The organism is Enterococcus sp. DIV1411a (assembly GCF_050531945.1).
Taxonomy (GTDB): Bacteria; Bacillota; Bacilli; order Lactobacillales; family Enterococcaceae; genus Enterococcus_B; species Enterococcus_B faecium.
Window position 1 is genome coordinate 1,042,830 of sequence record NZ_CP172892.1, and the last position, 24,836, is coordinate 1,067,665.

At 39.2% G+C, this 24,836-nt stretch carries 17 protein-coding genes and 1 pseudogene; 15 read left to right on the forward strand and 3 right to left on the reverse strand.

Features of this window, described 5'->3' with window-relative positions:
• Positions 1-4: 4 nt before the first annotated feature.
• The 8 genes and pseudogenes from uvrA to IGJ87_RS05050 all read left to right on the forward strand — a co-directional run bounded on the left by uvrA (position 5) and on the right by IGJ87_RS05050 (position 10,026).
• Positions 5-2,821, forward strand: coding sequence for an excinuclease ABC subunit UvrA (gene uvrA, locus IGJ87_RS05015; protein ID WP_104876505.1), 2,817 nt, complete (start codon positions 5-7; stop codon positions 2,819-2,821).
• 262 nt (positions 2,822-3,083) lie between these two features.
• On the forward strand, positions 3,084-4,349 hold the full coding sequence (locus IGJ87_RS05020) for a D-aspartate ligase (RefSeq protein ID WP_002294441.1): 1,266 nt from the start codon (positions 3,084-3,086) through the stop codon (positions 4,347-4,349).
• Between the two features lie 3 nt (positions 4,350-4,352).
• The gene (locus IGJ87_RS05025) at positions 4,353-5,084 is read left to right on the forward strand and encodes an aspartate racemase (protein WP_002294440.1); all 732 of its coding nucleotides are present in this window, start codon (positions 4,353-4,355) and stop codon (positions 5,082-5,084) included.
• 134 nt (positions 5,085-5,218) lie between these two features.
• A complete protein-coding gene (gene rapZ / locus IGJ87_RS05030; protein WP_002289695.1) occupies positions 5,219-6,103 on the forward strand; it encodes an RNase adapter RapZ in 885 nt (294 codons plus the stop codon).
• Entirely contained in the window at positions 6,100-7,098 is a 999-nt protein-coding gene (locus IGJ87_RS05035; RefSeq protein WP_002306471.1) for a gluconeogenesis factor YvcK family protein, read from the forward strand. The genes rapZ and IGJ87_RS05035 overlap by 4 nt, the downstream gene beginning before the upstream one ends.
• A gap of 33 nt (positions 7,099-7,131) precedes the next feature.
• Positions 7,132-8,067 (forward strand): DNA-binding protein WhiA, encoded by a 936-nt coding sequence (gene whiA / locus IGJ87_RS05040; RefSeq protein WP_002289698.1) that lies wholly within the window; start codon positions 7,132-7,134, stop codon positions 8,065-8,067.
• Between the two features lie 566 nt (positions 8,068-8,633).
• Positions 8,634-9,290 (forward strand): annotated as a pseudogene (locus IGJ87_RS05045) (hypothetical protein).
• 178 nt (positions 9,291-9,468) lie between these two features.
• Positions 9,469-10,026, forward strand: coding sequence for a hypothetical protein (locus IGJ87_RS05050; RefSeq protein ID WP_002323974.1), 558 nt, complete (start codon positions 9,469-9,471; stop codon positions 10,024-10,026).
• Between the two features lie 698 nt (positions 10,027-10,724).
• Here the strand turns inward: IGJ87_RS05050 and IGJ87_RS05055 are convergent.
• Positions 10,725-11,246, reverse strand: a complete 522-nt coding sequence (locus IGJ87_RS05055; RefSeq protein WP_002323975.1) for a DsbA family protein — start codon at positions 11,244-11,246, stop codon at positions 10,725-10,727.
• A gap of 198 nt (positions 11,247-11,444) precedes the next feature.
• Here IGJ87_RS05055 and nifJ point away from each other — a divergent pair, with 198 nt between their 5' ends.
• On the forward strand, positions 11,445-15,137 hold the full coding sequence (gene nifJ / locus IGJ87_RS05060; RefSeq protein ID WP_139901212.1) for a pyruvate:ferredoxin (flavodoxin) oxidoreductase: 3,693 nt from the start codon (positions 11,445-11,447) through the stop codon (positions 15,135-15,137).
• A 250-nt stretch (positions 15,138-15,387) separates the two neighbouring features.
• Here the strand turns inward: nifJ and IGJ87_RS05065 are convergent, their stop codons facing one another.
• The gene (locus tag IGJ87_RS05065) at positions 15,388-16,707 is read right to left on the reverse strand and encodes an IS1380 family transposase (RefSeq protein WP_002292716.1); all 1,320 of its coding nucleotides are present in this window, start codon (positions 16,705-16,707) and stop codon (positions 15,388-15,390) included.
• 299 nt (positions 16,708-17,006) lie between these two features.
• On the opposite strand from IGJ87_RS05065, the gene cdaA reads away from it, so the two are divergent.
• The 3 genes from cdaA to glmM are packed head-to-tail and all read left to right on the forward strand — an operon-like array spanning position 17,007 to position 20,439.
• A complete protein-coding gene (gene cdaA / locus IGJ87_RS05070) occupies positions 17,007-17,894 on the forward strand; it encodes a diadenylate cyclase CdaA (protein WP_002287821.1) in 888 nt (295 codons plus the stop codon).
• On the forward strand, positions 17,891-19,060 hold the full coding sequence (locus tag IGJ87_RS05075) for a CdaR family protein (RefSeq protein ID WP_002323977.1): 1,170 nt from the start codon (positions 17,891-17,893) through the stop codon (positions 19,058-19,060). The genes cdaA and IGJ87_RS05075 overlap by 4 nt, the downstream gene beginning before the upstream one ends.
• 23 nt (positions 19,061-19,083) lie before the next feature.
• A complete protein-coding gene (gene glmM / locus IGJ87_RS05080; protein ID WP_002287824.1) occupies positions 19,084-20,439 on the forward strand; it encodes a phosphoglucosamine mutase in 1,356 nt (451 codons plus the stop codon).
• 71 nt (positions 20,440-20,510) lie between these two features.
• On the opposite strand, the gene glmS is transcribed toward glmM, so the two are convergent.
• Entirely contained in the window at positions 20,511-22,316 is a 1,806-nt protein-coding gene (glmS, locus tag IGJ87_RS05085; protein WP_002300367.1) for a glutamine--fructose-6-phosphate transaminase (isomerizing), read from the reverse strand.
• 408 nt (positions 22,317-22,724) lie between these two features.
• Between glmS and IGJ87_RS05090 the strand changes: the two genes are divergently transcribed.
• From IGJ87_RS05090 to IGJ87_RS05100, 3 genes are read left to right on the forward strand one after another with little or no spacing between them, the layout of a single operon-like run.
• Positions 22,725-23,015 (forward strand): hypothetical protein, encoded by a 291-nt coding sequence (locus IGJ87_RS05090; protein WP_002323978.1) that lies wholly within the window; start codon positions 22,725-22,727, stop codon positions 23,013-23,015.
• 12 nt (positions 23,016-23,027) lie between these two features.
• Complete coding sequence (gene sppA / locus IGJ87_RS05095) at positions 23,028-24,053, forward strand: signal peptide peptidase SppA (protein WP_002323979.1); 1,026 nt, start codon at positions 23,028-23,030, stop codon at positions 24,051-24,053.
• A gap of 2 nt (positions 24,054-24,055) precedes the next feature.
• A complete protein-coding gene (locus tag IGJ87_RS05100) occupies positions 24,056-24,715 on the forward strand; it encodes an RDD family protein (RefSeq protein ID WP_002296311.1) in 660 nt (219 codons plus the stop codon).
• Positions 24,716-24,836 lie beyond the last annotated feature (121 nt).

Below are 24,836 nucleotides of genomic sequence, written 5' to 3' on the forward strand. Positions count from 1 at the left end.
CAACATGGCTAACGATAAAATTACGATTCACGGTGCACGTGCCCATAACTTGAAAAATATAGATGTAACGATTCCACGAGATAAATTCGTGGTCGTTACAGGTTTGTCCGGTTCTGGAAAAAGTTCCCTAGCATTTGATACGCTGTACGCTGAAGGGCAGCGGAGATACGTAGAGAGCCTTTCTGCTTATGCTCGTCAGTTTTTAGGACAAATGGATAAGCCGGACGTAGATAGCATCGACGGATTGAGTCCGGCGATTTCTATTGATCAGAAAACAACAAGTAAAAATCCTCGGTCGACAGTAGGTACTGTGACGGAAATCAATGACTATTTACGCTTGTTGTTTGCACGTGTAGGACATCCGATTTGTCCCAACGATCATATCGAGATTACCAGTCAATCAGTAGATCAAATGGCAGATCAAGTAATGGCTTTGCCTGAACGCACAAAGATCCAAGTGTTGGCACCGATCGTGGTAAAGAAAAAAGGACAACATAAAAAAATATTCGAACGAATCCAAAAAGAGGGATACGTCCGCGTTCGAGTCGATGGGGAGATCTATGATTTAAGTGAAGTGCCTGAGCTGGAGAAAAACAAAAAACATGATATCGCGATCGTCATCGACCGGATCATTGTGAAAGAAGGGATTCGTTCTCGTCTATTTGATTCTTTAGAGGCGGCCCTGCGATTGGCAGACGGCTATGCTCTGGTTGACGTGATCGGTGAAGAAGAAATGTTGTTTAGCGAACACTATGCCTGTCCTTATTGCGGATTTACTGTTGGCGAACTAGAACCAAGACTGTTCTCATTCAATGCGCCTTTTGGAGCTTGTCCAGACTGTGATGGTTTAGGTGTCAAATTAGAAGTCGATCAAGATTTAGTGATTCCAGATAGAACGAAGACACTTAGTCAAGGTGCTATCGTTCCATGGAATCCAATCAGCTCTCAGTATTATCCTCAAATGTTAGCGCAGGCTTGTGAAAGTTTCGGTATCGATTTAGATACACCATTCGAAGAATTACCGGAAGAGCATCAGGAGATCATCTTGAATGGGACAGATGATCTTTTCCATTTCCATTATGAAAATGATTTTGGTGGCGTTCGCGATGTAGAAACGACTTTCGAAGGGGTATTGAAGAATATCGAGCGTCGTTATCATGATACGAACAGTGATTTCACGCGTGAGCAAATGCGTCTTTATATGACAGAATTAACTTGTCAGACATGTAAAGGTTATCGATTGAATCCCCAAGCTCTATCTGTTCAAATCAATGGAACGAATATCGGGCAAACAAATGAGTTGTCTATTCAAAAAGCAGTAGATTTCTTCTCAAACTTAACGTTATCTGAACAAGAGAAAGTAATTGCCAAACCGATTTTAAAAGAAGTAAATGACAGACTTTCATTCTTGGAAAATGTGGGACTAGACTATCTAACTTTGAGTCGCGCTTCCGGAACATTATCTGGGGGAGAAGCGCAGCGAATCAGATTGGCTACACAAATTGGATCGAATCTTTCTGGAGTTTTGTATATTTTAGATGAACCATCGATCGGATTGCATCAACGCGACAACGATCGACTGATTGGCTCATTAAAGAAAATGCGTGATCTTGGCAACACCCTCGTTGTAGTCGAACATGATGAAGATACGATGTGGGCAGCAGATTATCTGATTGACGTCGGACCTGGGGCCGGAGAACAAGGCGGACAAATCGTGGCTGCAGGCACTCCTGAAGAAGTAGCTAATGATGAAAATTCTTTGACAGGGAAATATCTTTCAGGGAAAAAATCAATCCCTGTACCAAAAGAACGCCGTAAAGGTAATGGGAAAGCAATCAAGATCACTGGTGCTTCAGAAAACAATCTGAAAAATATTAGTGTTGAATTTCCATTAGGAGAATTTGTAGCAGTCACAGGTGTGTCTGGTTCTGGAAAGAGTACATTGGTCAATAGTATCTTAAAGAAATCGTTAGCGCAAAAATTAAATAAGAATTCTGCTAAGCCAGGTAAATTCAAGACAATTTCCGGCTACGAAAGTATCGAAAAGATCATCGATATCGATCAAAGCCCAATCGGCCGGACGCCGAGAAGTAATCCAGCGACTTATACAAGTGTATTTGATGATATCCGTGGGTTATTTGCTCAAACGAACGAGGCAAAAATGCGGGGTTATAAGAAAGGGCGTTTTAGTTTCAACGTAAAAGGCGGTCGTTGTGAAGCTTGTCGCGGGGATGGAATTATTAAGATCGAAATGCACTTTTTGCCTGATGTCTATGTTCCTTGTGAAGTATGTCATGGCAAACGATATAACTCTGAAACATTAGAAGTGCATTACAAAGGAAAAAGCATTGCTGATATTTTGGAAATGACAGTAGAAGATGCTGTAGAATTCTTCAAGCACATTCCAAAGATTCATCGCAAACTGCAAACGATTGTTGATGTTGGCTTAGGTTATGTGACGATGGGGCAACCAGCAACGACATTGTCCGGTGGTGAGGCACAACGGATGAAACTTGCCAGTGAATTGCACAAAATCTCTAATGGAAAGAATTTCTATATACTAGATGAACCAACGACAGGACTTCATAGCGATGACATCGCCCGCTTGTTGCATGTATTACAAAGATTAGTAGATGCTGGTAACACAGTTTTAGTGATTGAACACAATCTAGATGTAATCAAAACAGCAGATTATATCATTGATTTAGGACCAGAAGGTGGAGAAGGTGGAGGAACGATCCTTGCGACTGGAACACCAGAAGAAATCATTAACGTAAAAGAAAGTTATACAGGTCAATATTTGAAAAAAATAATGGTATAAAGAGGATAGATAGCTGAGATAGTTAAAAAAACATAAAAAAATGAATTTTTGCTTGTTTTATTAATATCAGTGTTCTAGAATCATTACATGGTAGTTCTTTCTACACTGATTGGTATAGATAAAAACTTCCTATAAGTTCAATCCGTTCAAAAAAGAATTGAGCAATCGGAGGAGTTTCCTTTGATTGCTTTTTTCTTTATGGTATGATATTCCTTGTGTAGTTGGAAAAGAAAAACAAGAGATTATGAGTAAGTGAGAGATAATGATGAACAGTATTGAAAATGAAGAATTTATCCCTATATTATTAGGAAGCGACATGAACGTTTATGGTATGGCACGTTCTTTTAATGAAGCATACGGCAAAATCTGCCAAGCATATGCTTCGGATCAGTTAGCCCCTACCCGCTACAGTAAAATTGTCAATGTAGAAGTTATTCCAGGATTTGATAAAGACCCTGTATTTATCGAGACGATGCTTCGTTTGGCAAAAGAAAGATATTCTGATAAGAGTAAAAAATATCTTTTGATTGCTTGTGGTGATGGATATGCAGAATTGATCTCCCAACATAAACAAGAGCTGTCAGAATATTTTATCTGTCCATATATTGATTATTCTTTATTTGAAAGACTGATCAATAAAGTAAGCTTTTATGAAGTTTGTGAAGAATATGATCTTCCGTATCCTAAAACATTGATCGTCAGAGAAGAAATGTTAGTAAATGGACATTTGGAACAGGAATTGCCTTTTGAATTCCCAGTTGCTTTGAAACCTGCAAACAGTGTGGAGTATCTTTCTGTCCAATTTGAAGGAAGAAAAAAAGCTTTTATTTTAGAGACTAGAGAAGAGTTCGATTTAATATTAGGCCGGATATACGAAGCCGGTTATAAAAGTGAAATGATTGTACAAGATTTTATCCCGGGTGATGATAGTAATATGCGTGTGCTAAATGCGTATGTAGATGAAGATCATCAAGTTCGGATGATGTGTCTTGGTCATCCACTGTTAGAAGATCCTACACCAGCATCGATTGGTAATTACGTTGTGATCATGCCAGATTATAACGAAAAAATCTATCAAACCATTAAGGCATTTTTGGAAAAAATCGAATATACAGGCTTTGCCAATTTCGATATGAAGTATGATCCTAGAGATGGAGAATATAAATTATTTGAAATCAATTTGAGACAAGGTCGTAGCAGTTTCTTTGTGACATTGAACGGCTTGAATCTGGCTCGTTTTGTCACAGAAGATCGAGTGTTCAACAAACCCTTTGTTGAAACGACCTATGGAACGAATCAATCAGATAAAGCAAGATTATGGATGGGTGTGCCCAAAAAAATCTTTTTAGAATATGCTAGGGAAAATGAAGACAAAAAACTAGCTGAGCAAATGATCAAAGAAAATCGTTACGGTACTACTGTGTTTTATGAAAAAGACCGGTCAATCAAGCGCTGGTTGTTGATGAAATATATGTTCCATAACTATATTCCAAGATTCAAAAAGTATTTTCATGTGAAAGAAGGCTAGTTCATGGAGAATTTTTTCAGTATTTTAGGCGGAATGGGCACGATGGCGACAGAAAGTTTTGTTCGCTTGATCAACCACCGAACGAAAGCTACAAAAGATCAAGAATATTTGAATTATGTCTTATTCAATCATGCAACAGTTCCTGATCGTACAGCTTATATTTTAGATCGATCAGAAGAAAATCCAATGCCGTTTCTGCTGGATGATATTGAGAAACAAAATTTATTGCAGCCGAACTTCATTGTGTTGACTTGTAACACCGCACACTACTTTTTTGAAGAATTACAAGCGGCAACGGATATTCCTATCCTGCATATGCCAAGAGAAGCAGCAAATGAACTTGTCCGTCAGCATACGACAGGGAGAGTAGCGATTCTAGGAACAGAAGGAAGTATGAAAGCTGGAATCTATGAACGCGAAGTCAAAAATCTTGGATTCGAAACAGTGATTCCTGATACTGTTCTTCAAGAAAAAATCAATTATCTGATCTATCATGAGATCAAGGAATCGGATTATTTGAATCAAGAGCTATATTACGAAATCTTAGAAGAAGCGGTAGAGCGCCTAAACTGTGAAAAAGTCATCTTAGGTTGCACAGAATTGTCATTGATGCATGAATTTGCTGAAGATAACCATTATCCAGTGATCGATGCCCAATCTATTTTAGCAGATCGGACGATTGAACGAGCGCTAGCTGAAAGAAGCAAGGCATTGGATACAGCATCGGAAAAGTAAAAAAATTGGATTTGGGGCAAATATCCTAAAAGATATTTGGTCCAAATCTTTTTGTAAAAGAAAAAGAAAACTGGTAATGATACGCCCGGAATGATATAATTTTACTATGCACAATGTGAGAGGAGTTCGTAATTATGACAGATAATTTGCAATTAGTCATCATAACAGGTATGAGCGGTGCAGGGAAAACAGTAGCTATCCAAAGTTTTGAAGATATGGGCTATTTTTGTATCGATAATATGCCGCCTCGATTGATTCCAAAATTCTGGGAATTAATCAAAGAATCAGGCAAAGTCACAAAAATGGCTTTAGGAGTGGATTTACGTTCTCGTTCCTTCTTTGAAGAAATCCAAAACATGCTGATCGAAATCGAAAATACGAACTTCATCGACACTTCTATCTTATTTTTAGATGCTTCAGACGAAGAACTAGTGGCTCGCTACAAAGAAACAAGACGAGCACATCCAATGGCGATGGACGGTTTGATCACTGAAGGGATACGTAAAGAACGGGCGATACTAGACGACTTGAAAGCCCAAGCTTCCGTGATCATTGATACGACGACATTGACACCACGACAATTACGTGAAAAAATCAATGAGTCATTCAAATCAAAGGGAGACCAAGGATTTCGGATCGAATTTGTATCATTTGGTTTTAAATACGGGTTGCCGATCGATTCGGATATTGTGATGGATGTGCGTTTTTTGCCCAACCCTCATTATATCCCGGAACTAAGACCATTGACCGGAAAAGATCAGCCAGTCTATGATTATGTGATGTCCTTTGATGAAACGCAATCATTCTACCATAAATTTTTGGATCTTCTGGAAACTGTATTGCCTGGATACATTAAAGAAGGAAAAAGCAGCTTGACAGTTGCAATCGGCTGTACAGGCGGTCAACACCGTTCTGTGGCATTGACTGAACGTTTGGCAAATGCTTTAGGGAAAAACTATAAAGTCAATGTGACACATCGGGACAAGGATAAAAGGAAAGAGACGGTGAACCGGTCGTGAAAATGAAAACCTACCGGATAAGAAAACCAAAGATCGTAGTGGTCGGCGGTGGCACTGGTCTGCCAGTTATCCTGAAAAGTTTGCGAAATCAAGGAGCAGATATCACAGCAGTAGTGACTGTTGCAGATGATGGGGGAAGCAGCGGTGCAATCAGAGAATCGATCGCTATGGCTCCTCCTGGTGACTTGAGAAATGTCTTAGTGGCGTTATCGGATATGCCACAATTCTATGAAGATATTTTCCAATACCGTTTCAAAAAGGAAGATCAGTTTTTAGCCAATCATACGATCGGTAATCTGATCATTGCCGCAGTTTCCGAGATGCGGGGAAGCACTTATGAGGCGATTCAATTATTAGCAAAAATGATGCATGTAGATGGACATGTTTATCCTTCTTCAGAAACTCCTTTGACCTTGCATGCTGTCTTTAAAGACGGAACGACTGCAGTAGGAGAATCTAAAATCGCGATCGACCGTAAAACCATTGACCGTGTGTATGTCTGCAACACAAATGATAAAAGTGAAGCCAAAGCGGCTCGAAAAGTCGTTTCAGCAATTATGGACGCCGACATGGTCGTTTTGGGACCCGGAAGTTTATTCACCAGTATCCTTCCAAATTTAGTGATACCAGAAATCGGCGAAGCAATGCTCAAGACAACTGCTGAAACCGTCTATATCTGTAATATCATGACCCAAAAAGGGGAAACGGAACATTTCACAGATGCCGATCATATACGTGTTTTACACAAGCATTTGAATCAGCCTTTTATCGATACAGTATTGGTCAATACGGAAAAAGTGCCTGAAGATTATATGGACCCAGAGATCTATGATGAGTATCTAGTACAAGTCGCACACGACTTCAACGGATTGAGAAATGAAGGATGTCGAGTGATTTCCACCGACTTTTTGGAATTGAAAGATGGTGGTGTCTTCCACGATGGAGACAAAGTAGTAGAAGAATTGTTCCGTTTAGTTTTCGGTTCAAAATATTAAGCAATTTATTGTTGGAGAAAGGAGGAGAATAGGATGTCATTTGCTGCAGATGTGAAGAAAGAACTAACTGGTTTGGAAGTTCATCGAGAACATGCGAAAGCGGAATTAGCTGCTTTGCTGCGAATGAACGGCTCTTTAGGTATTGTGAACCAGCAGTTTATTTTGAACGTCCAAACAGAAAATGCTGCAATTGCCAGACGTATCTATTCTCTTTTGAAAGATCATTATCAGGTACGAAGTGAGCTACTCGTTCGTAAAAAAATGAAATTAAAAAAGAACAATGTCTATATCGTCCGGTTGAAGCAAGGCACAAAAGATGTGTTGATGGATCTTGATATCATGGATGGTATGATGTTCAATGGACACGTTTCGGACGAGATTATGGGAAATTCGCAAAAAATGCGTTCTTACTTACGTGGTGCTTTTATGGCCTCAGGTTCAGTCAATAATCCGGAAACGAGCCGTTATCATTTGGAAATATTTTCTATTTATGAACAGCATAACCAAGACATTTGCGATATGTTAAATTATTACGGTCTACATGCTCGAACGCTTGAACGGCGCAATGGCTATATTTCTTATTTAAAAGGAGCAGAAAAAATTGCTGATTTCTTAACATTGATTGGTGCAACCAACTCAATGCTCCGATTTGAAGATGTTCGAATCGTACGGGATATGAGAAATTCGGTCAATCGTCTAGTCAATTGTGAGACAGCAAATCTGAACAAGACGATTGATGCGGCTTCTAAACAAATCGAAAACATCGAATTGATCGAAGCAAAGGTCGGTCTACATGCCCTTCCTGAAAAACTTCAGGAAATCGCAGAACTTCGGCTTCAACATCCAGAGGTCAGCTTGAAAGAATTAGGGGAAATGATTCCCTCAGGTGCGATATCAAAATCGGGAATTAATCACCGAATTCGCAAAATAAATGAATTTGCGGAAAAACTGCGTGAAGAAGCAGTTTAATCCAAAGAAAAAACTGATACATGAAGCAGGAGATGCGAATGTATCAGTTTTTTTTAAAAGTTATACTTGCTTTTCTTCCGTCAAACTATAATTCCATCTTTACTGGAGTAACATAATTTGGAAAGGCTTCTATTGTTTTTAATACAATCGTATAAAAAGCGGGGAGACAACTGAATGAAGATTTTAATTTGTACATAAATTTTTGCTTAATATAGAAGTCCTGATATAGATAAGATCAAGTATTTATCTATAACTGGCCTGATTAATTAAAAAACTGGAAGGAACTGCTCGATCATCCTTGAGAACTGCTCTTCTTACTTCTGGTCAAGATTCTCGTGGTTGGTGGATAAGGATGGTTGATAAGTTCATTGGATTAGCTAGTCGAAAACAACCAGGTGTAATTAATGTAGAAGTTTTAACAAGGGGATGGAGTGATTTATTCAGTGATAATCATAAGTTCATAAATAGTAATTGAGATGTATGGTTGGAATACGTTATACCTGAACTTGAACTACCAAGATTTGGTTTAGAATTTGAGAATCGATGTTTATAAAGGGAGGGCAAAAATGCGTTTTTTTACAACTTTTACTATCATTATGATTGCAGTACTTTTTATTTTTCTAGATATAGCAAAGCGAAATACAGCATTTTTATTATATCGGGTTTTACTTCGAGTAGGTCTCATAACATTTATATCGATCGTTGGATTTTTTCTATTCACAGTTATTGTATTTATTTGGAGAACTCCAGCACCACCATTGCCAGAGATTACATATGGAGAATTTCCTTTTAGACTTGAGTATGAATTGAATGAAGAATTACATGTGATAGAAGACACGTTAATAGTTGAATTTGATGGATTTGGAATGAACGAAGGCATAGGGAGATATCGTAGATGGACAAGTCGTTTAGCCAGCGGAGAAGATTTAGTGTTGCTGTTAGAAGTTAGTGATAATAAGCAAATATTTTATTTTCCAGGACCTGCTAATTATTACATGGGAGATAGGTTGAATGGTTATAATCATACTTTTCCTAGTGCTTCTTTCAATGAAAGGGAAAGAGGCATTATTAGAAGGGATATTTTACATGACAAAGAATTATTAGAACAATTTGGTCCGCTTGATCAAAATACAATAAATGAAGAAGAATTGTTAAATTAATATAATATAAGGCTAGTGAATTGGGAAATATCTGAACCGATTGTTAACAATTTTGGTGATTAGAAAACAATTACGATAAATAGAAACAAGCCAAATCATCAGCAAGTAAAAGCTGATGATTTGGCCTTTCTTATACGAGTAGTAGGAATTCATAGCGAATATTATTACGATCAGTAGATATTTTGATATTAAAGGAGTATTACGAACTAGTATGTGAGAATGTAGAGGTGATTTGCGAATAATGAGAAATTTATCAAATAGAAACAAAATATTAATCATTATTGTTGTTATAGCTGTGTTTCATCTGGGAACGAATGCGGCTTTAAGTAGAATAATATTGGGTCCTAAGCCACCAAGGCCAGAAATTACCCGAGGGGAGTTTGATTTTAGATTAGAATATGAAGTAGATGGGGAAAGGATTGTGATAGAAGATACAATTGTTGCATTATTTGATGGATTTTCTGCAGATGCAGGTAGCATGGCATGGTATCGCACGTGGCGTCTACATTTAGCAAGTGATAGACGATCACGAAATATCTTATTAGATGAATTAGAGGATGGTCGAAGAATATCTTATGTCCCAGAAAGTGCTAACTATTTTATGGGAGATGTACAGAAAGAAAGAGAGCCTAATCCTAATTGGTATCCATTTAATGGCGTAACAATAGAATATCCACGCAATAAAACACCTGAAATAGGTGCAAAATTTATAAGTGGTTTAGAAGATCTGTACGATAGGTTTGGAATCCGTCTTGTTAGTTGGGAACACGATCCACCAATAGAAAATCGTTTTGAATAATCGAAATCTGCTAATCCATTTCATCAGCCAGTGAATGTTGTAATGGAACAATTTGGTTTAGTGTTCAAAACCATTGAAATACTAGGCTGTGATCAGCAAAAATGTATCTGAATAAAAAAGAGAGCAACTATTAAATGAGAGGAGTTAGGAGTTGTTAGCTTTATACGAATCAAAGTGGCAAATATAGATGCGTATGCATTTGTGTTTGCCATCTTGCATTTGGTAGACGAGATAGGTATAAGCTAAAGAAATAACTTGTTTAAAATAAACGACCTAGCTCAACAAACGTCCATCTAATCAACTAACAGCATACATAAAAGCAACTATTTTTGAAGTAGAATTGAAATCGGGATAACTTAAAAAGTGATTGGGATACTAGTGTGAATCACCGTACATAAATATTACTCGTTAAGGGAATTTGAGAAATTTTGTATGAAAATTTAAGAATTAGTTAGTATGCGCAAGTCAAAAATATGAATAAATTATTTGGTGGAGATAATTTGCTCAGCTTGTCATAAGAAATGAGATAATCTGGCAGATGCAAGCTTTTGGACACCATTTATTCGGAATAAGGAGGCTGGGACAGAAGCGTTTAACTCCAAGAAATAAGAAGGAGTTGCTTCTGCTTCCGCCGTTTATAGGTGTTTAGAGCGTGAGACAAAAGTGTTCTTTACTTTTGTCCCACGCTCCTTATTTTTTTATTTTGTTTGGATCAATTCTTTTAATTCCTCTATTGAAATAGATTCATCAAAGATTTCTTTACCCAAGATGACAGTCGGAACAAATCGAATATGTGCTTGCTCAGCTTCGTTGATGACAGCTTGGCTCAGCTGTTCGTCTTTTTGTTCTGTCAGCTTTAGTTTATCTACTGCAAAATCCGCTACTTCTTGGAGAGAAAGATGTTTCCACTCGTATTGAGTATCGAATATTTGTTTGATCTCTTTGATCGCTTTTTGACCATCGCTGATTGTGAGATACCGGTGCATCACGTTTCCTCGCTGCAAGCTTTCTTTTTCTTTATCGAACAATTTGATCACTCGCTGCAATTGCCCGCTTTGGACTGCTTCTTCTAATAGCTCATAAGATTCTTCAAACCATTGTCGGCAATACGGACAAGCTAGGTTGATGAATTCGACCATTTTTTTAGGAGCATTCGATGAACCATAAAGGATTCCTTTTTGTGTATTTGTTTTCGTTGCATCAATCACTGATATATCCATGTTAAAACACCTCTTTCACTTATAGTTTATACATGTCTGACAAAAAAAGGCAACGATTTAGACTGTTTGTCTAAAAATTAGATGACCAATTCAAATAGACATATGTGAAATATTTTTATAAATAAAAGAAAAAAATGGAATGTTTTACGTTATAATGGAACAGATAATAAGAGAGAATATGAACAAGGATGATGAATCATGCGAAAAATGAAAACAATGGATGGCAATACGGCAGCCGCATATATTTCTTATGCATTTACCGAGATTGCTGCAATATATCCAATAACACCCAGTTCGACCATGGCCGAATTAGTAGATCAATGGTCAGCAGCAGGAAAAGAAAATGTATTCGGTCAACCAGTAAAAGTAGTAGAAATGCAATCCGAAGCAGGAGCAGCTGGTGTGGTCCATGGATCATTGAAAACTGGTGCACTGACAACTACATATACCGCTTCTCAAGGGCTGCTTTTGATGATACCGAATATGTACAAGATTGCTGGGGAACTACTGCCAAGTGTTTTCCATGTTGCTAGTCGGGCAGTGACGACAAATGCGTTGAATATTTTCGGAGATCACGGAGACGTGATGGCTGCAAGACAAACAGGATTTGCTATGTTAGCTGAAAGCAGTGTACAAGAAGTGATGGATTTAGCACCTGTTGCCCATCTTGCTTCTATTGAAGGAGAAGTACCTTTTTTGAATTTCTTTGATGGATTCCGTACGAGTCACGAGATTCAAAAAATCGAAGTTTTGGAATATGAAGAATTAGCTCCTCTGATCAATCAGGAGAAATTAGCTTCATTTCGTAAACGAGGGATGAATCCCAATCATCCGACTGTTAGTGGTACGAACCAGAATCCAGACATCCATTTTCAACAACGGGAAACGATCAACCCCTATTATGATAAATTACCTGAAATCGTTCAAAAATATATGAAAGAGATCAACCGATTACGAGGAACTTCTTATGACTTGGTGACTTATTACGGAGCAGACGATGCGGAAGAAGTCATTGTTTCTATGGGATCAGTTGCACAGACGATTGAACAAACGATTGATTACTTGAATGCAAACGGACGGAAAACAGGTTTTTTGAATATCCATCTTTATCGTCCTTTTCCAGTGGAAACATTCGTGCAAAAGTTGCCTCATACAGTAAAAACAATTGCTGTTCTTGATCGAAGTAAAGAACCAGGGGCAGGTGGAGAACCTCTCTTATTAGACGTTCAAAGTGCGTTATATGATTCTGAACTTCGCCCGGCTGTTATTGGTGGTCGCTACGGATTGGGTTCTAAAGATGTGACTCCTGACCAAATCTCAGCAGTTTTTGATGAATTGCAAAAAGACCCAAGCATACGCAAAAAACGTTTCACCATAGGTATCGTTGATGATGTGACTTATCAATCTTTGGAACCAAAGGAAAGTCTGGATTTGACAGAACCGCAAACATTCCAGGCCAAGTTTTGGGGGTTTGGATCTGACGGAACAGTCGGAGCAAATAAATCAGCTATCAAGATTATTGGAGATCACACCGATAAATATGCGCAAGGCTATTTTTATTATGATTCGAAAAAATCTGGTGGTCTGACTGTCTCTCATCTTCGTTTTGGAGATACGCCGATACATTCTGCGTATCTTGTCGAGCATGCGGACCTTGTTGCCTGTCACACACCAGCTTACCTGCATAGCTATAACTTGGTCAAAGGATTGAAGCCAGGTGGCATTTTTTTATTGAATACTCTTTGGAGCGACGAACAATTAGAAACGCATCTGCCCTTAAAATTAAAACGTTACTTGGCTGAAAATAACATTAGATTCTATACGATCAATGCCATGAGATTGGCCCAAGAAGTCGGTTTGGGACGCCGGATCAATACGGCAATGGAAACGGCATTTTTTAAATTAGCTGACATCATTCCTTTTGATGAAGTGATTCCGCTGCTAAAAGAAGAAGCCCTGAAAAGCTATGGACATAAATCAATGGCTATCGTAGAAAAAAACATACAAGCAATCGACCGGACGACCGAACTGCTTCATCAAGTCGCGATCCCAGAACATTGGAGAACGTTGGAGATGCCTGAAAAAATCAATAAAAGGAACACTGGTTATGTACAAGAAATACTTGAACCAGTGAATGCACAGGAAGGAAATCAACTCTCTGTTGGTACACTTGTAGCAAATGGAATGACAACAGGAGAGATGCCTTTAGGAACGGCTTCTATGGAAAAGCGGGGCGTCGCTTTAGAAGTACCTGAGTGGATTAGTGATCGCTGTACGATGTGTAATGAATGTGCCTTTGTTTGTCCTCATGCTGCCATCCGTCCATTTTTAGCAGATGAAGAGGAAATGGAAGAAGCGCCAGAAGGATTTATCGTGAGAGAAATGCGAGGCGCAGACGGCGTAAAATACCGTATCCAAGTTTCAGTGGAAGACTGTACAGGTTGTGGTCTGTGTGTAGAGGCTTGTCCCGCAAAAGAAAAAGCTTTAGTGATGAAGCCTTATGAAGAACAGAAAGAACAAGCTGTGAATTGGGCTTTTGCAATGACATTAAGACAAAAAGCAAATCCAGTCAAAGGAAAGAATACTGTCTTGTCTACACAATTCAATCAACCGCTTCTTGAATTCTCGGGCGCTTGCTCAGGCTGTGGCGAAACACCTTATGTAAAATTATTGACACAAATGTTCGGTGATCGAATGATGATCGCGAATGCGACAGGCTGTTCTTCTATTTGGGGCGGTGCTTCTCCTGCTTCTCCTTATACGACAAATGAATGTGGTCAAGGGCCTGCATGGTCAAATTCTTTATTGGAAGATAATGCTGAATTTGGTTATGGTATGCTTCTAGCGGCACAGACTCGTCGCGAGGCTTTGGCAAGTTCAATCAAAGAAGTATTGCCAAAAGTATCAGAAGAACTACGAGAATTGATGGAAGACTGGTTGGTACACATGTTTGAGAGTGAAGGAACGCAGCAAAGAGCAGCAAAACTGCAAGCTGCGATCGAAAGCGAACGATCAATTGTCCCTGAACTGGAGGATATATATAAGAGAAAGGATCTATTCGTAAAAAACAGCCAATGGATGATTGGTGGAGACGGATGGGCTTACGACATTGGTTTTGGCGGGATCGATCATGTACTTGCCAGCGGAGCAGACGTGAATATCCTTGTTTTGGATAACGAAGTCTATTCCAATACTGGCGGTCAAACCTCAAAAGCAACACCAGCTTCGGCAATCGCTAAATTTTCGGCTAGTGGAAAGTATGCTTCAAAGAAAGATCTAGGAATGATGGCGATGACATATGGAAATGTTTATGTGGCGCAAATTGCTTCAGGTGCCAATCAAATGCAAACGATCAAGGCATTTGAAGAAGCAGAAAAGTATCCTGGTCCTTCTTTGATCATTGCCTATACGCCTTGTATCACACATGGTTTGCTTGGTGGAATGAAAGAATCGCTTAAAGAAGCAAAAGAAGCTGTTTCTTCTGGCTATTGGTCATTATATCGATATAACCCTGCAATGGTCGAAAAAAACAAGAACCCAATGACTTTGGACTACAAAAAACCTGATTTTTCTACTATGCCTAATTTCATGAGGAAACAAGTTCGTTTTTCCTCGCTAGAAAATGCTAATCCAAGTCTTGCGAAAGCTTTATTTGAAAAGACTGTCAAAGATGCTAAAACTCGTTTTTACAATTATGCTGCACTGACGGGAGAATTAGAAAAAATCAAGAAACGACTTGAACCAGAGGAATCTATCGATGTACCCGTTAAGACTAGAAAAGAAAAAACGACGGACCTTGAAGCAGAAGAAAGAAGAGCTGCTAGAAGAGTTGCCAGAGCAGAACGACGTAAAAAAATGGAACAAGCTACAAAAGAAAAAAAGGAAAAATAACAGAAAAAATATAATGAATAATTCTCTGAAGTTTAAAAATATTTATTGCCCTGAATAATTCATAGCTCTAAATTTAAGCTATTTTTTTGAACAAAGTGCCTACATTTAAATTAGGCAGATACATTCTTCCAAAATAATGTGTTTTCGAACAGGATATATACGGAAGAAGGCTATAATAAAAATTATTTGTCTATTTAAGGGCAGACTGACCCCTTGGAAAAATAGGTTAAAAATTTTTACGATAACTAGCCTAAATCCATTGCCTAGATCGCCGTAGGCGTTCAAAAACCTTATAAAATTCAGTTTGATACACATGATAACTCGACAGTTTGAGATAGACTTGTCTACCTGTTTTAACGAGTTTTCCGGCAACTTTAAGCAATGTCAATCGTATAGAATGAATCGTCATCCCCCGATTCACTTGTTCAAATCCAATGGTCTTTAAAAAATTGACGAGGTTGTAAGCCAGGACACTGATCATCATTCTGACATGATTTTCCAGGAAACGCGGACTATCTGTTTTGTCAAAATAAAAGCCTGATTTCGCTTCTTTGATGAAATTTTCCATTGTTCCACGCTTGCCGTAAAGAGAGAATATGACTTCAGGCGAGACATTATCGGATAGATTCGTCACAATGAATGCGTGGTGAAAAAGAAGCTCTCCTGCTTCACGGATTGATCGAATACAAACGCGACGGGGTTTTGACCAGGATTGTGCTTGATAAGGGAGTGAAAAATACTGTATTTCTCGGTCTTCCCATTTTTTATTATCCCCATAAAGAACAGAGTGTTCAGCTAACTGACTTAACCTCCGATTGCTCTTTAATCGGATAACGTACTGGCTTTCAGTTGCTTCACAAGATTCATACACCTCTGGTGTGGCGAAGCCGCTGTCACCCCGAACCAATATCTCGGTATGAGGTAACGTGCTCTTGTAGTGGTGTAACAGCGGGTCGATAAAGGCTTTTACCCCTTTAGACGTGTACTGATTGCCTGAACGCAGTTCAGCTTTTAGGAAATCTCCGGTCAATCCGTCAAATGCAACTAATGGGTGATAGCCGTAGGTTTGATAATGGGCATTATAATCTGTTTGTTCTTGGCGTCCAAAGGTATCCAAATGTGTGGAATCGACATCAATGATTAACTCGGTGTCATTGCGAATCAAACGCGCTTTATCAATCAGCGACTGATTTAATGCTTGGAGTTGATCCATGTTCTCCTCGGTGAAACGATCTAAAAACCGTGAGATTGACGATTGTGAGGCCAACTCTTTTTTACCGAGTACAGCTTGAAAGACTGGATCCTGTCTTAATAGATTAGCTGATGAGTCTGCCGAGTACCCAGCAATTAACTGCATAATGAGTTGTTCTAATATCGCTAAGTTATCATGTGTGAAGTAAACACGTTTGTCTTTAATATGGAGCCACTGTTTAGCTACGTGTGAAAAGTCGAAGGTATTCATCACCTCTTTAACTAAGACCAAACCCGAATCACTCGATAAGCGACCACCTGTATGTGAAATAGTCAAATTTGAATTGAATTTTACCTGGTTTTTGTGTAAGCTAGTCATGAGAAGAACTCCTTTCTTATGGTTGGTTTCGACACCTTTACCATATCAGAATGGGGTTCTTTTTGCATCACTTAACAGGTGAAAATGAAAAAGTAAATGAAGACTGCTGTTAGGCAGTTTCAGACGGTTTGAAGTCAAAGTATGAATTATTCAGGATTGCAGAGAAAAATAAAACGCATACTTGCAATTTTCTTGAAAATTATGCGTTTTTATCAATAAAAAAACGAGCAGATCAGCCTCTAAAATTAAAACATATGATATACTAAAGAGGAAATCTCAAAAGAGAAGAGAGGCTTTTTATGTCATTTCAAATCGGGGAACTTTTCAATTTGGACTATTGGCAGCAAATGTTTTCCGGTGACTTGTTCTCTCTGAATTTTTTGGTGAACATACTTGATATTCTGGTTGTCTGGTATCTTGTATACAAACTGATCCAACTGCTACGTGGCACAAAAGCGATTCAGCTTCTGAAAGGTGTAGCTATCTTTATTGTTATCCGAATCGTAGCGGAAATCATTGGTCTGCACACTTTGTCTTGGTTGATGAACCAAGTCATCACGTATGGGGTGATAGCTGCTATCGTGATTTTTCAGCCGGAAATCCGGAGAGGACTAGAACATCTTGGACGCAGTTCGCTTTTCAAACAATCAAAAAGCGAACAGCAGGAAGATGAGAAGATGATCTTGTCTTTTGACAAAGCCATCCAATATATGTCCAAGCGAAAAATTGGTGCGCTAATTACTATCGAACGGCATACTGGATTAGATGAGTATATTGAGACAGGAATTGCATTAGATGCAGATATCACTGGAGAGCTGCTGATCAATATCTTTATTCCTAATACACCGCTGCATGACGGTGCAGTTATTGTAAAAGAAGGAAAGATCGCAGTAGCAAGCGCCTATCTTCCTCTATCAGAAAGTATGTTGATTCCTAAAGAATTCGGGACTCGACACCGGGCAGCTGTCGGTATAAGCGAAGTCAGCGACGCGATTACCATCGTTGTCTCTGAAGAAACCGGGGATGTCAGCATTACATTAGATAATGAACTGATGGCTGGCTTATCCCAGCAAGAATATTTGGCAATTTTGCGTAGAGAACTGATTGCTGAAGAGAAAACAAAAAACAAGAAAAACGTGATTCAATCTTTCCTAGACGGTATGACTAAGGGAGGGGATCGCAAATGATCTCAAAAGAGAAACGGACAAGCATTCTTTACAGTTTTATTGCATTGCTGTTCAGTATTGCGCTGTACTTCAATGCAAATGGCCAGTCCGTTCCAAATACGCTTTCTGGAAATGAAGCGTATAATCAAACAGTTACTGGGGTGCCTATCAAGATTTCTTATGATTCAAAGCGCTACTATATCCATGGATATGAAAATGCAGTGACTGTCAAACTTTCCAGTGCAAACCGAGTTCAGTTGAATGCAGAGGCAAACGAAGATACACGTATGTTCCGCGTCACAGCAGATATCACTAAGCTGGGCGAAGGAACACATGAAGTTCCGCTAAAAATTCAAAATTTGAGCAGTGCTGTCACAGCAAAGATCGAACCATCGACTATTACAGTAACGGTTGAGAAAAAGGTAATAAAAGATTTCGATGTGGAAACGTTGATTCCTTCAACGTTCACACCATCTGGATATGAACTTGATGATACTTCCGTTAGTCCTAAAAAAGTCTCTATCACTACAGGTGACAAAACATTGGCAGAAATCAAACAAGTAGTAGCTGATGTGGACGCTTCGATGGTCACAGATGATGGGATTAATAGTGAGGTCCCAATACAGGCGCTGAATGCAGCAGGGGAAGTATTAAGTATCGTCTCTGATCCAGTGCAAGTAACAGTGAAAGCTGATTCAATCAAGCCAAGCAAGTCGGTACGACTTTATGGGATACAGCAAGGAACACCAGCTGCCGGGGTAGAAAGCTATGATTTCAGTTTTTCAAAACTGGAAGCAGAAGTAAGCGGCTCTAGCGATTTGCTTGCATCGATCGGTGACAGTATTGCTGTACCGATCAATGTCTCAGGTATCAATCATCGAACAACTCGTAAAATTGAAATACCAGTAGAAGAGGGGTTAAGTATCAAGCCCGAATCAGTTAGTGTGGAGATTACACCCGTGTTGCAAACGTCAAGCAGCAGCTCTGCTTCGACGAGCAGTCGGACACAAGAAAATACAAGTACGAGTAGAAGTATTTCATCTGCTGATTCAGGAACGGAACCATCGACAACAACCATTTCTTCCAGTTCGGAATCTGGGACAAGCAGCTCGACCACAAGTACAGAAGAAACATCAGAAACAAGCGAATCAACGCAAATGAGCAGAACAAATTCCTCAGAAAATTAAGTTAAAGGAGTAATTTTACAACTATGGGTAAATATTTTGGAACAGACGGCGTACGCGGTGAAGCCAACAAGGAACTTACGCCAGAACTTGCATTTAAGCTGGGACGGTGCGGAGGTTATGTCCTAAGCCAGCATGAAGAAGAAGGAAAACGCCCACGCGTGTTAGTAGGGCGGGATACAAGAATCTCAGGTCAAATGTTAGAAGAAGCGCTGATTTCAGGACTTTTATCGGTGGGTATCGAAGTGTTCCAGCTAGGTGTGATCTCTACACCAGGTGTTGCTTATCTGACACGTTTGCAAAAAGCAAGCGCAGGGGTCATGATTTCTGCTTCTCATAATCCAGCACAAGATAATGGAATCAAATTTTTCGGTGCAGATGGTTTTAAATTAGTAGATGACCAAGAGCTAGAAATTGAAGCATTATTAGATGCTGAAGTGGATGAATTGCCTCGTCCATCAGCTGAAGGATTGGGAACTGTAGAAGAATTTCCAGAAGGCTTATTGAAATATTCTCAATTCCTTGTACAAACGATCAACGGTGACCTTTCCGGTTTGACCATTTGTGTCGATGCAGCAAACGGAGCAACTTCAACAAGTGTTAATCGTTTGTTTGCCGATCTTGAAACAGATTTTTATACAATGGGCACAAATCCAGACGGGTTAAATATCAATGACGGCGTAGGCTCTACCCATCCAGAACGTTTAGCTGAGATGGTCGTTGAAAAAGGAGCAGATGCTGGACTAGCTTTCGATGGCGATGGCGATCGTATTATTGCGGTGGATGAACTTGGAAACATCGTCGACGGTGATAAAATCATGTTTATCTGTGCTAAATATTTGGCAGAAAAAAATCGGTTGAAAAAAGATACGATCGTTACGACTGTCATGAGTAACTTAGGATTCCACAAAGCGGTGGAAGGAATCGGTTTGAAAGATGTCGTTACACAAGTTGGTGATCGTTACGTTGTAGAAGAAATGCGCAAAAACGATTATAACTTTGGCGGCGAGCAGTCTGGGCACATGATTTTCTTAGATTTTAACACAACTGGAGATGGGATGCTTTCAGGAATTCAGTTACTGAATATCATGAAACAGACAGGTAAGAAATTATCAGAGCTTGCAGCAGAGGTAACAATCTATCCGCAAAAATTAGTGAATATCCGCGTAAGTGATAAAAACGGTGCGATGGATGTTCCGGCAATCAAAAAAGTGATTGAAGAGGCAGAAGCTGAAATGGGATCAGAAGGAAGAATCCTAGTTCGTCCTTCCGGTACAGAACCATTACTTCGAGTGATGGCAGAAGCGCCTACTGATGAGAAAGTCAATTACTATGTCGATAAAATCGCAGCAGTAGTCAAAGAAGAAATTGGACTGGATTAAGAGATATTTTCATAAAAAATAAAAGAACAAGGACCAGTGTCAGATGTCTGACACTGGTCCTTGTTCTTTTATTATTCTACTGTCACTGATTTCGCTAAATTACGTGGTTTGTCAACGTCGAATCCCCGTAATAGCGTTGCGTAATATGCAAGTAATTGAGTCGGTACGACTGTGGTTAGAGTAGTTAGATAAGGGTGGACAGTTGGTAGCACCAGCTGGTCACTTTCCTTTTCTAATCCCTCTGAGACAATAACTAGTGTTTTAGCGCCACGGCTTTCGACTTCTTTCAGGTTTCCTCGAGTATGCGCACCAGTCACTTCTTCACTGATGATTCCGATCACTGGTGTTCCTTCTTCGATCAAAGCAATCGTTCCATGTTTCAATTCGCCAGCGGCAAAACCTTCTGCCTGGATATAACTGATTTCTTTCAATTTCAAAGCAGCTTCAAGAGAAACGTTGTAGTCAGCGCCACGTCCAATGTAAAAGGCATTTCTTGTATCGCTGAGATATACTTCTGCCAACTCTTCTAAATAATCTTTTTGGGCGATGACCGATTCCATCGCATTAGCAACTAAACTCAATTCATGAGTGATATCGAATACAAGAGAAGTTTCAAATTCTTTTTTATCACCGATAGCTTTGGCTAATAAAGTTAGTACAGCTATTTGTGCAGTATAAGCTTTCGTTGATGCTACTGCGATTTCGGGTCCAGCATGCAATAGCAGTGTAAAGGATGCTTCCCGCGAAAGAGTAGAACCAGCAACATTTGTAATCGTAAGTGAAGGGTAGCCGAGACGGTTGATTTTTACCAGTACTTGGCGGCTATCTGCTGTTTCGCCACTTTGACTCAAGAAAATAAAGAATGGTTTTTTTGAAAGAAGAGGTGTGTTATAGCCAAATTCACTGGCTAAATGAACCTCAACAGGGATCTGTGTCAATTTTTCCAAAGTCTGTTTACCTGCTAACCCCGCATGGTAACTAGTTCCGCAAGCAACGATATAGATTCGATCGCTATCAGACAATGTATCGACCAGCTTTTGATCAAGAGAGACACGATTGTCTTCTGTTACGTATTTTTGAGCGATACGACGCATGATAATAGGCTGTTCGTCGATTTCTTTCAGCATATAAAAAGGATAGGTACCTTTCTCGATATCTGAAGCATCTACTTGTGCTTCGAATGAAGAACGTTCTACGATGTCACCTGCAAAATTTTGAATAATAACTTTTTCTGATGTGACAGTAACCATCTCTTTATCTTCAATCTCAACGAATTCCTTCGTATGAGCAAGCATAGCCATTGCATCGCTGGCAATCACATTGAATCCATCGCCGAGTCCGATTAATAGTGGACTTTTATTTTTAGCGACGTAAATAACATCAGGTGCTGTCCGATCAATCAAAGCGAAAGCGTAAGAACCTTTGATGACCCGCAAAGCTTTCAAAAACGCCTCTTGCGTTGTAGTATCCTTCGCGAAAGTTTCAATTAGATGAGCGATAATCTCAGTATCGGTCTCACCAATAAAGTGGTCATTTGCTAAATAAGCAATTTTAAGTTCTTCAAAGTTTTCGATTACGCCGTTGTGAACGAGCACGAAGCGTCCACTTTGGGAAGTATGTGGATGGGCGTTTTCTTCAGAAGGTTGCCCGTGAGTTGCCCAACGTGTATGACCAATACCTATATTTCCTGTAGTATCAATATTTATTTTGTTTTTCAAATTTTGAATTCTGCCTTGTGCTTTGACCAGATAATCAGTTGTGCCATCTGAGACAAAGATACCAGCTGAATCATAACCACGGTATTCTAATTTTTCTAGACCGTCAATCAATCCTGGTGTTACATTTTTTAAACCAATCATTCCAACAATTCCGCACATAAAAAACATCCTACTTTCTATAATGAATTCGTATGAATGCTTCCAGCTGCAGGAAAATCCTTTTGTTTTATCTTTGCAGATACTTTTTGTGGATTTTCTGTAGAGTGCAGTCCCTAGGGCCATCCGCCGAATCTTTCGATAAACCCTCTCCTCGTCATCTGTTTACACAGACCTGGCGCTATCCTAAAAGGTATAACTATCCTCCTTTTTGTTTTTTATCTGGAAACATTTAAAATCATAACCTTTTGCGAATGTTCTTGTCAACAAAAAAAGAATAAAAAATAAATTGGTATATATCAAATGCTTTGTCAAATGCTCTTTTTATGTCAAAAAATAATGGGTTTTTATCTATCATCTTTTTCAGGAGTTCGGTACAATAGAAAGTAATCGGATAGAGGAGGAGTAAAAATGGATTCAAAAATTGAGATCATGACACTGGGAATGTTAAAAAAACAATTGTCCAAATTCGAAGCATCAGCTGGTGTATCAGATGATACGAAAATATTTTTAGATACTGACTGGGATAGCATCCAAGAAATCGCACCTGATGCCTTGGAAGTTGCTCAAGCTCGTGAGTTTACGGTAGAAGATGAATTGACAAAAGAGTCGTTTTCCGGGTATGCGCGGGAAGAAAAAGCAGAGCGGTTCGACACTTCTGAGCAGTCAGAAACTGTGATCGTCATAAAAAACTTGTATTAGAAAGGAGAAAGAATGAATAAAAGACGTTGGGCAGCAGTTCTGATTGCTGCAGGATTATTTGTGGTTTCGTTAGTTTCAGCTAGTTCGACTAAGCCTCAGGAAAACGATCAAATTGAGGGATTGAACAGTTGGTTATATGGGGATGAAGAACTAGCTCCAAATGTGCTGGAAGAGGGAGACAGTACGCAAAAAATCGTAAAATTATCAGTAGATGGAACGATTGCTGCGGGAGGGTCTTCAGGGTTATTTGCTTCTGAAGGTTACAATCATAAAAATTTTATGGAACAACTGAAGGCGATTGAAGAAGATCCAACAGTCAAAGGTATCTTTTTAGAAGTAAATTCTCCTGGTGGCGGTGTCTACGAAAGTGCGGAAATCGCTAAGAAATTGGATACGATTCGTAAAGAATATGATATCCCAATGTATGTCAGCATGAAAAACATGGCAGCTAGCGGTGGCTACTATATTTCTGCTCAAGCAGATAAAATCTTTGCAACAGAAGAAACAGTGACCGGCTCAATTGGTGTGATCATGTCAGGATTGAATTATTCAGGACTTCTAGAAAAACTGGGTGTGGAAGATACAACAGTTAAAAGCGGAGCGTTGAAAGATATGGGTTCAGGAACGCGACCAGAGACAAAAGAAGAAGAAGCGGTGCTTCAAGCATATATCGACAGCGCATATAGTCGTTTTGTAGCAATCGTCAGCGAGGGACGGAATAAATCTGAAGAAGAAGTCAAAAAAATTGCTGATGGAAGGATTTATGATGGTGTCCAAGCAAAAGAAGTAGGTTTAGTCGATGAATTGGGATTTCCTGAAGATGCTTTAAAAGCTATGCGAAAGGAACAACAGCTTGAAGATGCGGAACTAGTAGAATATTCTTCCACGCCATCTGGGTTTGCTAGTACATGGTTAGGAAGTAAACTAGCAGAATTCCAGGGATTGAAGCCTTCTGAGACTAGTCAGATCTTATCCGTTCTTGAGAATCTAGGGACAGCGGAATCACCAAAAGCAATGTATTATTACGGAGGTGAGTAAGCATGTCAGAGCTTTCAAATGAAAATAAGGAACAAGAAAAAGATAAGCAACAGCAGCCTGCTGTAGGACCTGACTCCAACTTTTCCCAAAAGGTACTGAGCTCTTTTGAAAGAGAGCCTTTGACGCCCGAAGAAATCAAAAAGAAACAACGTAAATGGAAAAAGTATACGGACACAAGAAATGAACCGCCAAAAGCAAATGATTTTCCTAAGTATTTCTATGCAGGTTTTTTTATCCGAATGTTTGCCTTCTTGGTCGATCTTTTGTGTATCGGAGCTATTACGCGTTTAACACTTGGTATTGCCAAAAATCTAGGTTGGCTTAATTTTTCAGATTCTTATCTGAGTCTCTACGGATTCACAGCCTTACTTATTTATCTAGCGTATTTTATTTTATTGACGAAATTCAATCATGGTCAAACGATTGGGAAAATGATCTTTGGTATTCGAGTCATCAGCTTTGATGAAGAAGAACTTAGCTGGTCAACCGTTTTAGTTAGAGAAGGTGCTTGCCGGTTCATTCTAAAATTTCCTTTGCTGATGTTAGGGTATCTTCCAGCAGTCTTTAATCAGAAAAAGCAACATCTAGGCGATTTTTTCACTAATACAAGTGTTGTTACGATCAATCTGATCAAAGCATTTAACCAGGAAGTCAACAGCTGATGAGCAATAAAAAGCAGTAACAGTTGAAAGCACCTTCTAAAAGTCAGATCTAAAATCTAGCTTTTAGAGGGTGCTTCAGTTATTTTTAATTGTCATGCTTTTTTTGTTTTGCTACTATTGA

What these genes read in the sequence shown, in the direction of transcription:
- whiA (WP_002289698.1), top strand. Translation starts at nt 7,132, where the DNA reads ATGTCATTTGCTGCAGATGTGAAGAAAGAACTAACTGGTTTGGAAGTT.
- IGJ87_RS05090 (WP_002323978.1), top strand. Translation starts at nt 22,725, where the DNA reads ATGGATTCAAAAATTGAGATCATGACACTGGGAATGTTAAAAAAACAA.
- sppA (WP_002323979.1), top strand. Translation starts at nt 23,028, where the DNA reads ATGAATAAAAGACGTTGGGCAGCAGTTCTGATTGCTGCAGGATTATTT.
- glmS (WP_002300367.1), bottom strand. Translation starts at nt 22,316, where the DNA reads ATGTGCGGAATTGTTGGAATGATTGGTTTAAAAAATGTAACACCAGGA.
- uvrA (WP_104876505.1), top strand. Translation starts at nt 5, where the DNA reads ATGGCTAACGATAAAATTACGATTCACGGTGCACGTGCCCATAACTTG.
- IGJ87_RS05025 (WP_002294440.1), top strand. Translation starts at nt 4,353, where the DNA reads ATGGAGAATTTTTTCAGTATTTTAGGCGGAATGGGCACGATGGCGACA.
- IGJ87_RS05020 (WP_002294441.1), top strand. Translation starts at nt 3,084, where the DNA reads ATGATGAACAGTATTGAAAATGAAGAATTTATCCCTATATTATTAGGA.
- IGJ87_RS05055 (WP_002323975.1), bottom strand. Translation starts at nt 11,246, where the DNA reads ATGGATATATCAGTGATTGATGCAACGAAAACAAATACACAAAAAGGA.
- IGJ87_RS05065 (WP_002292716.1), bottom strand. Translation starts at nt 16,707, where the DNA reads ATGACTAGCTTACACAAAAACCAGGTAAAATTCAATTCAAATTTGACT.
- rapZ (WP_002289695.1), top strand. Translation starts at nt 5,219, where the DNA reads ATGACAGATAATTTGCAATTAGTCATCATAACAGGTATGAGCGGTGCA.
- cdaA (WP_002287821.1), top strand. Translation starts at nt 17,007, where the DNA reads ATGTCATTTCAAATCGGGGAACTTTTCAATTTGGACTATTGGCAGCAA.
- IGJ87_RS05100 (WP_002296311.1), top strand. Translation starts at nt 24,056, where the DNA reads ATGTCAGAGCTTTCAAATGAAAATAAGGAACAAGAAAAAGATAAGCAA.
- IGJ87_RS05050 (WP_002323974.1), top strand. Translation starts at nt 9,469, where the DNA reads ATGAGAAATTTATCAAATAGAAACAAAATATTAATCATTATTGTTGTT.
- nifJ (WP_139901212.1), top strand. Translation starts at nt 11,445, where the DNA reads ATGCGAAAAATGAAAACAATGGATGGCAATACGGCAGCCGCATATATT.
- glmM (WP_002287824.1), top strand. Translation starts at nt 19,084, where the DNA reads ATGGGTAAATATTTTGGAACAGACGGCGTACGCGGTGAAGCCAACAAG.
- IGJ87_RS05075 (WP_002323977.1), top strand. Translation starts at nt 17,891, where the DNA reads ATGATCTCAAAAGAGAAACGGACAAGCATTCTTTACAGTTTTATTGCA.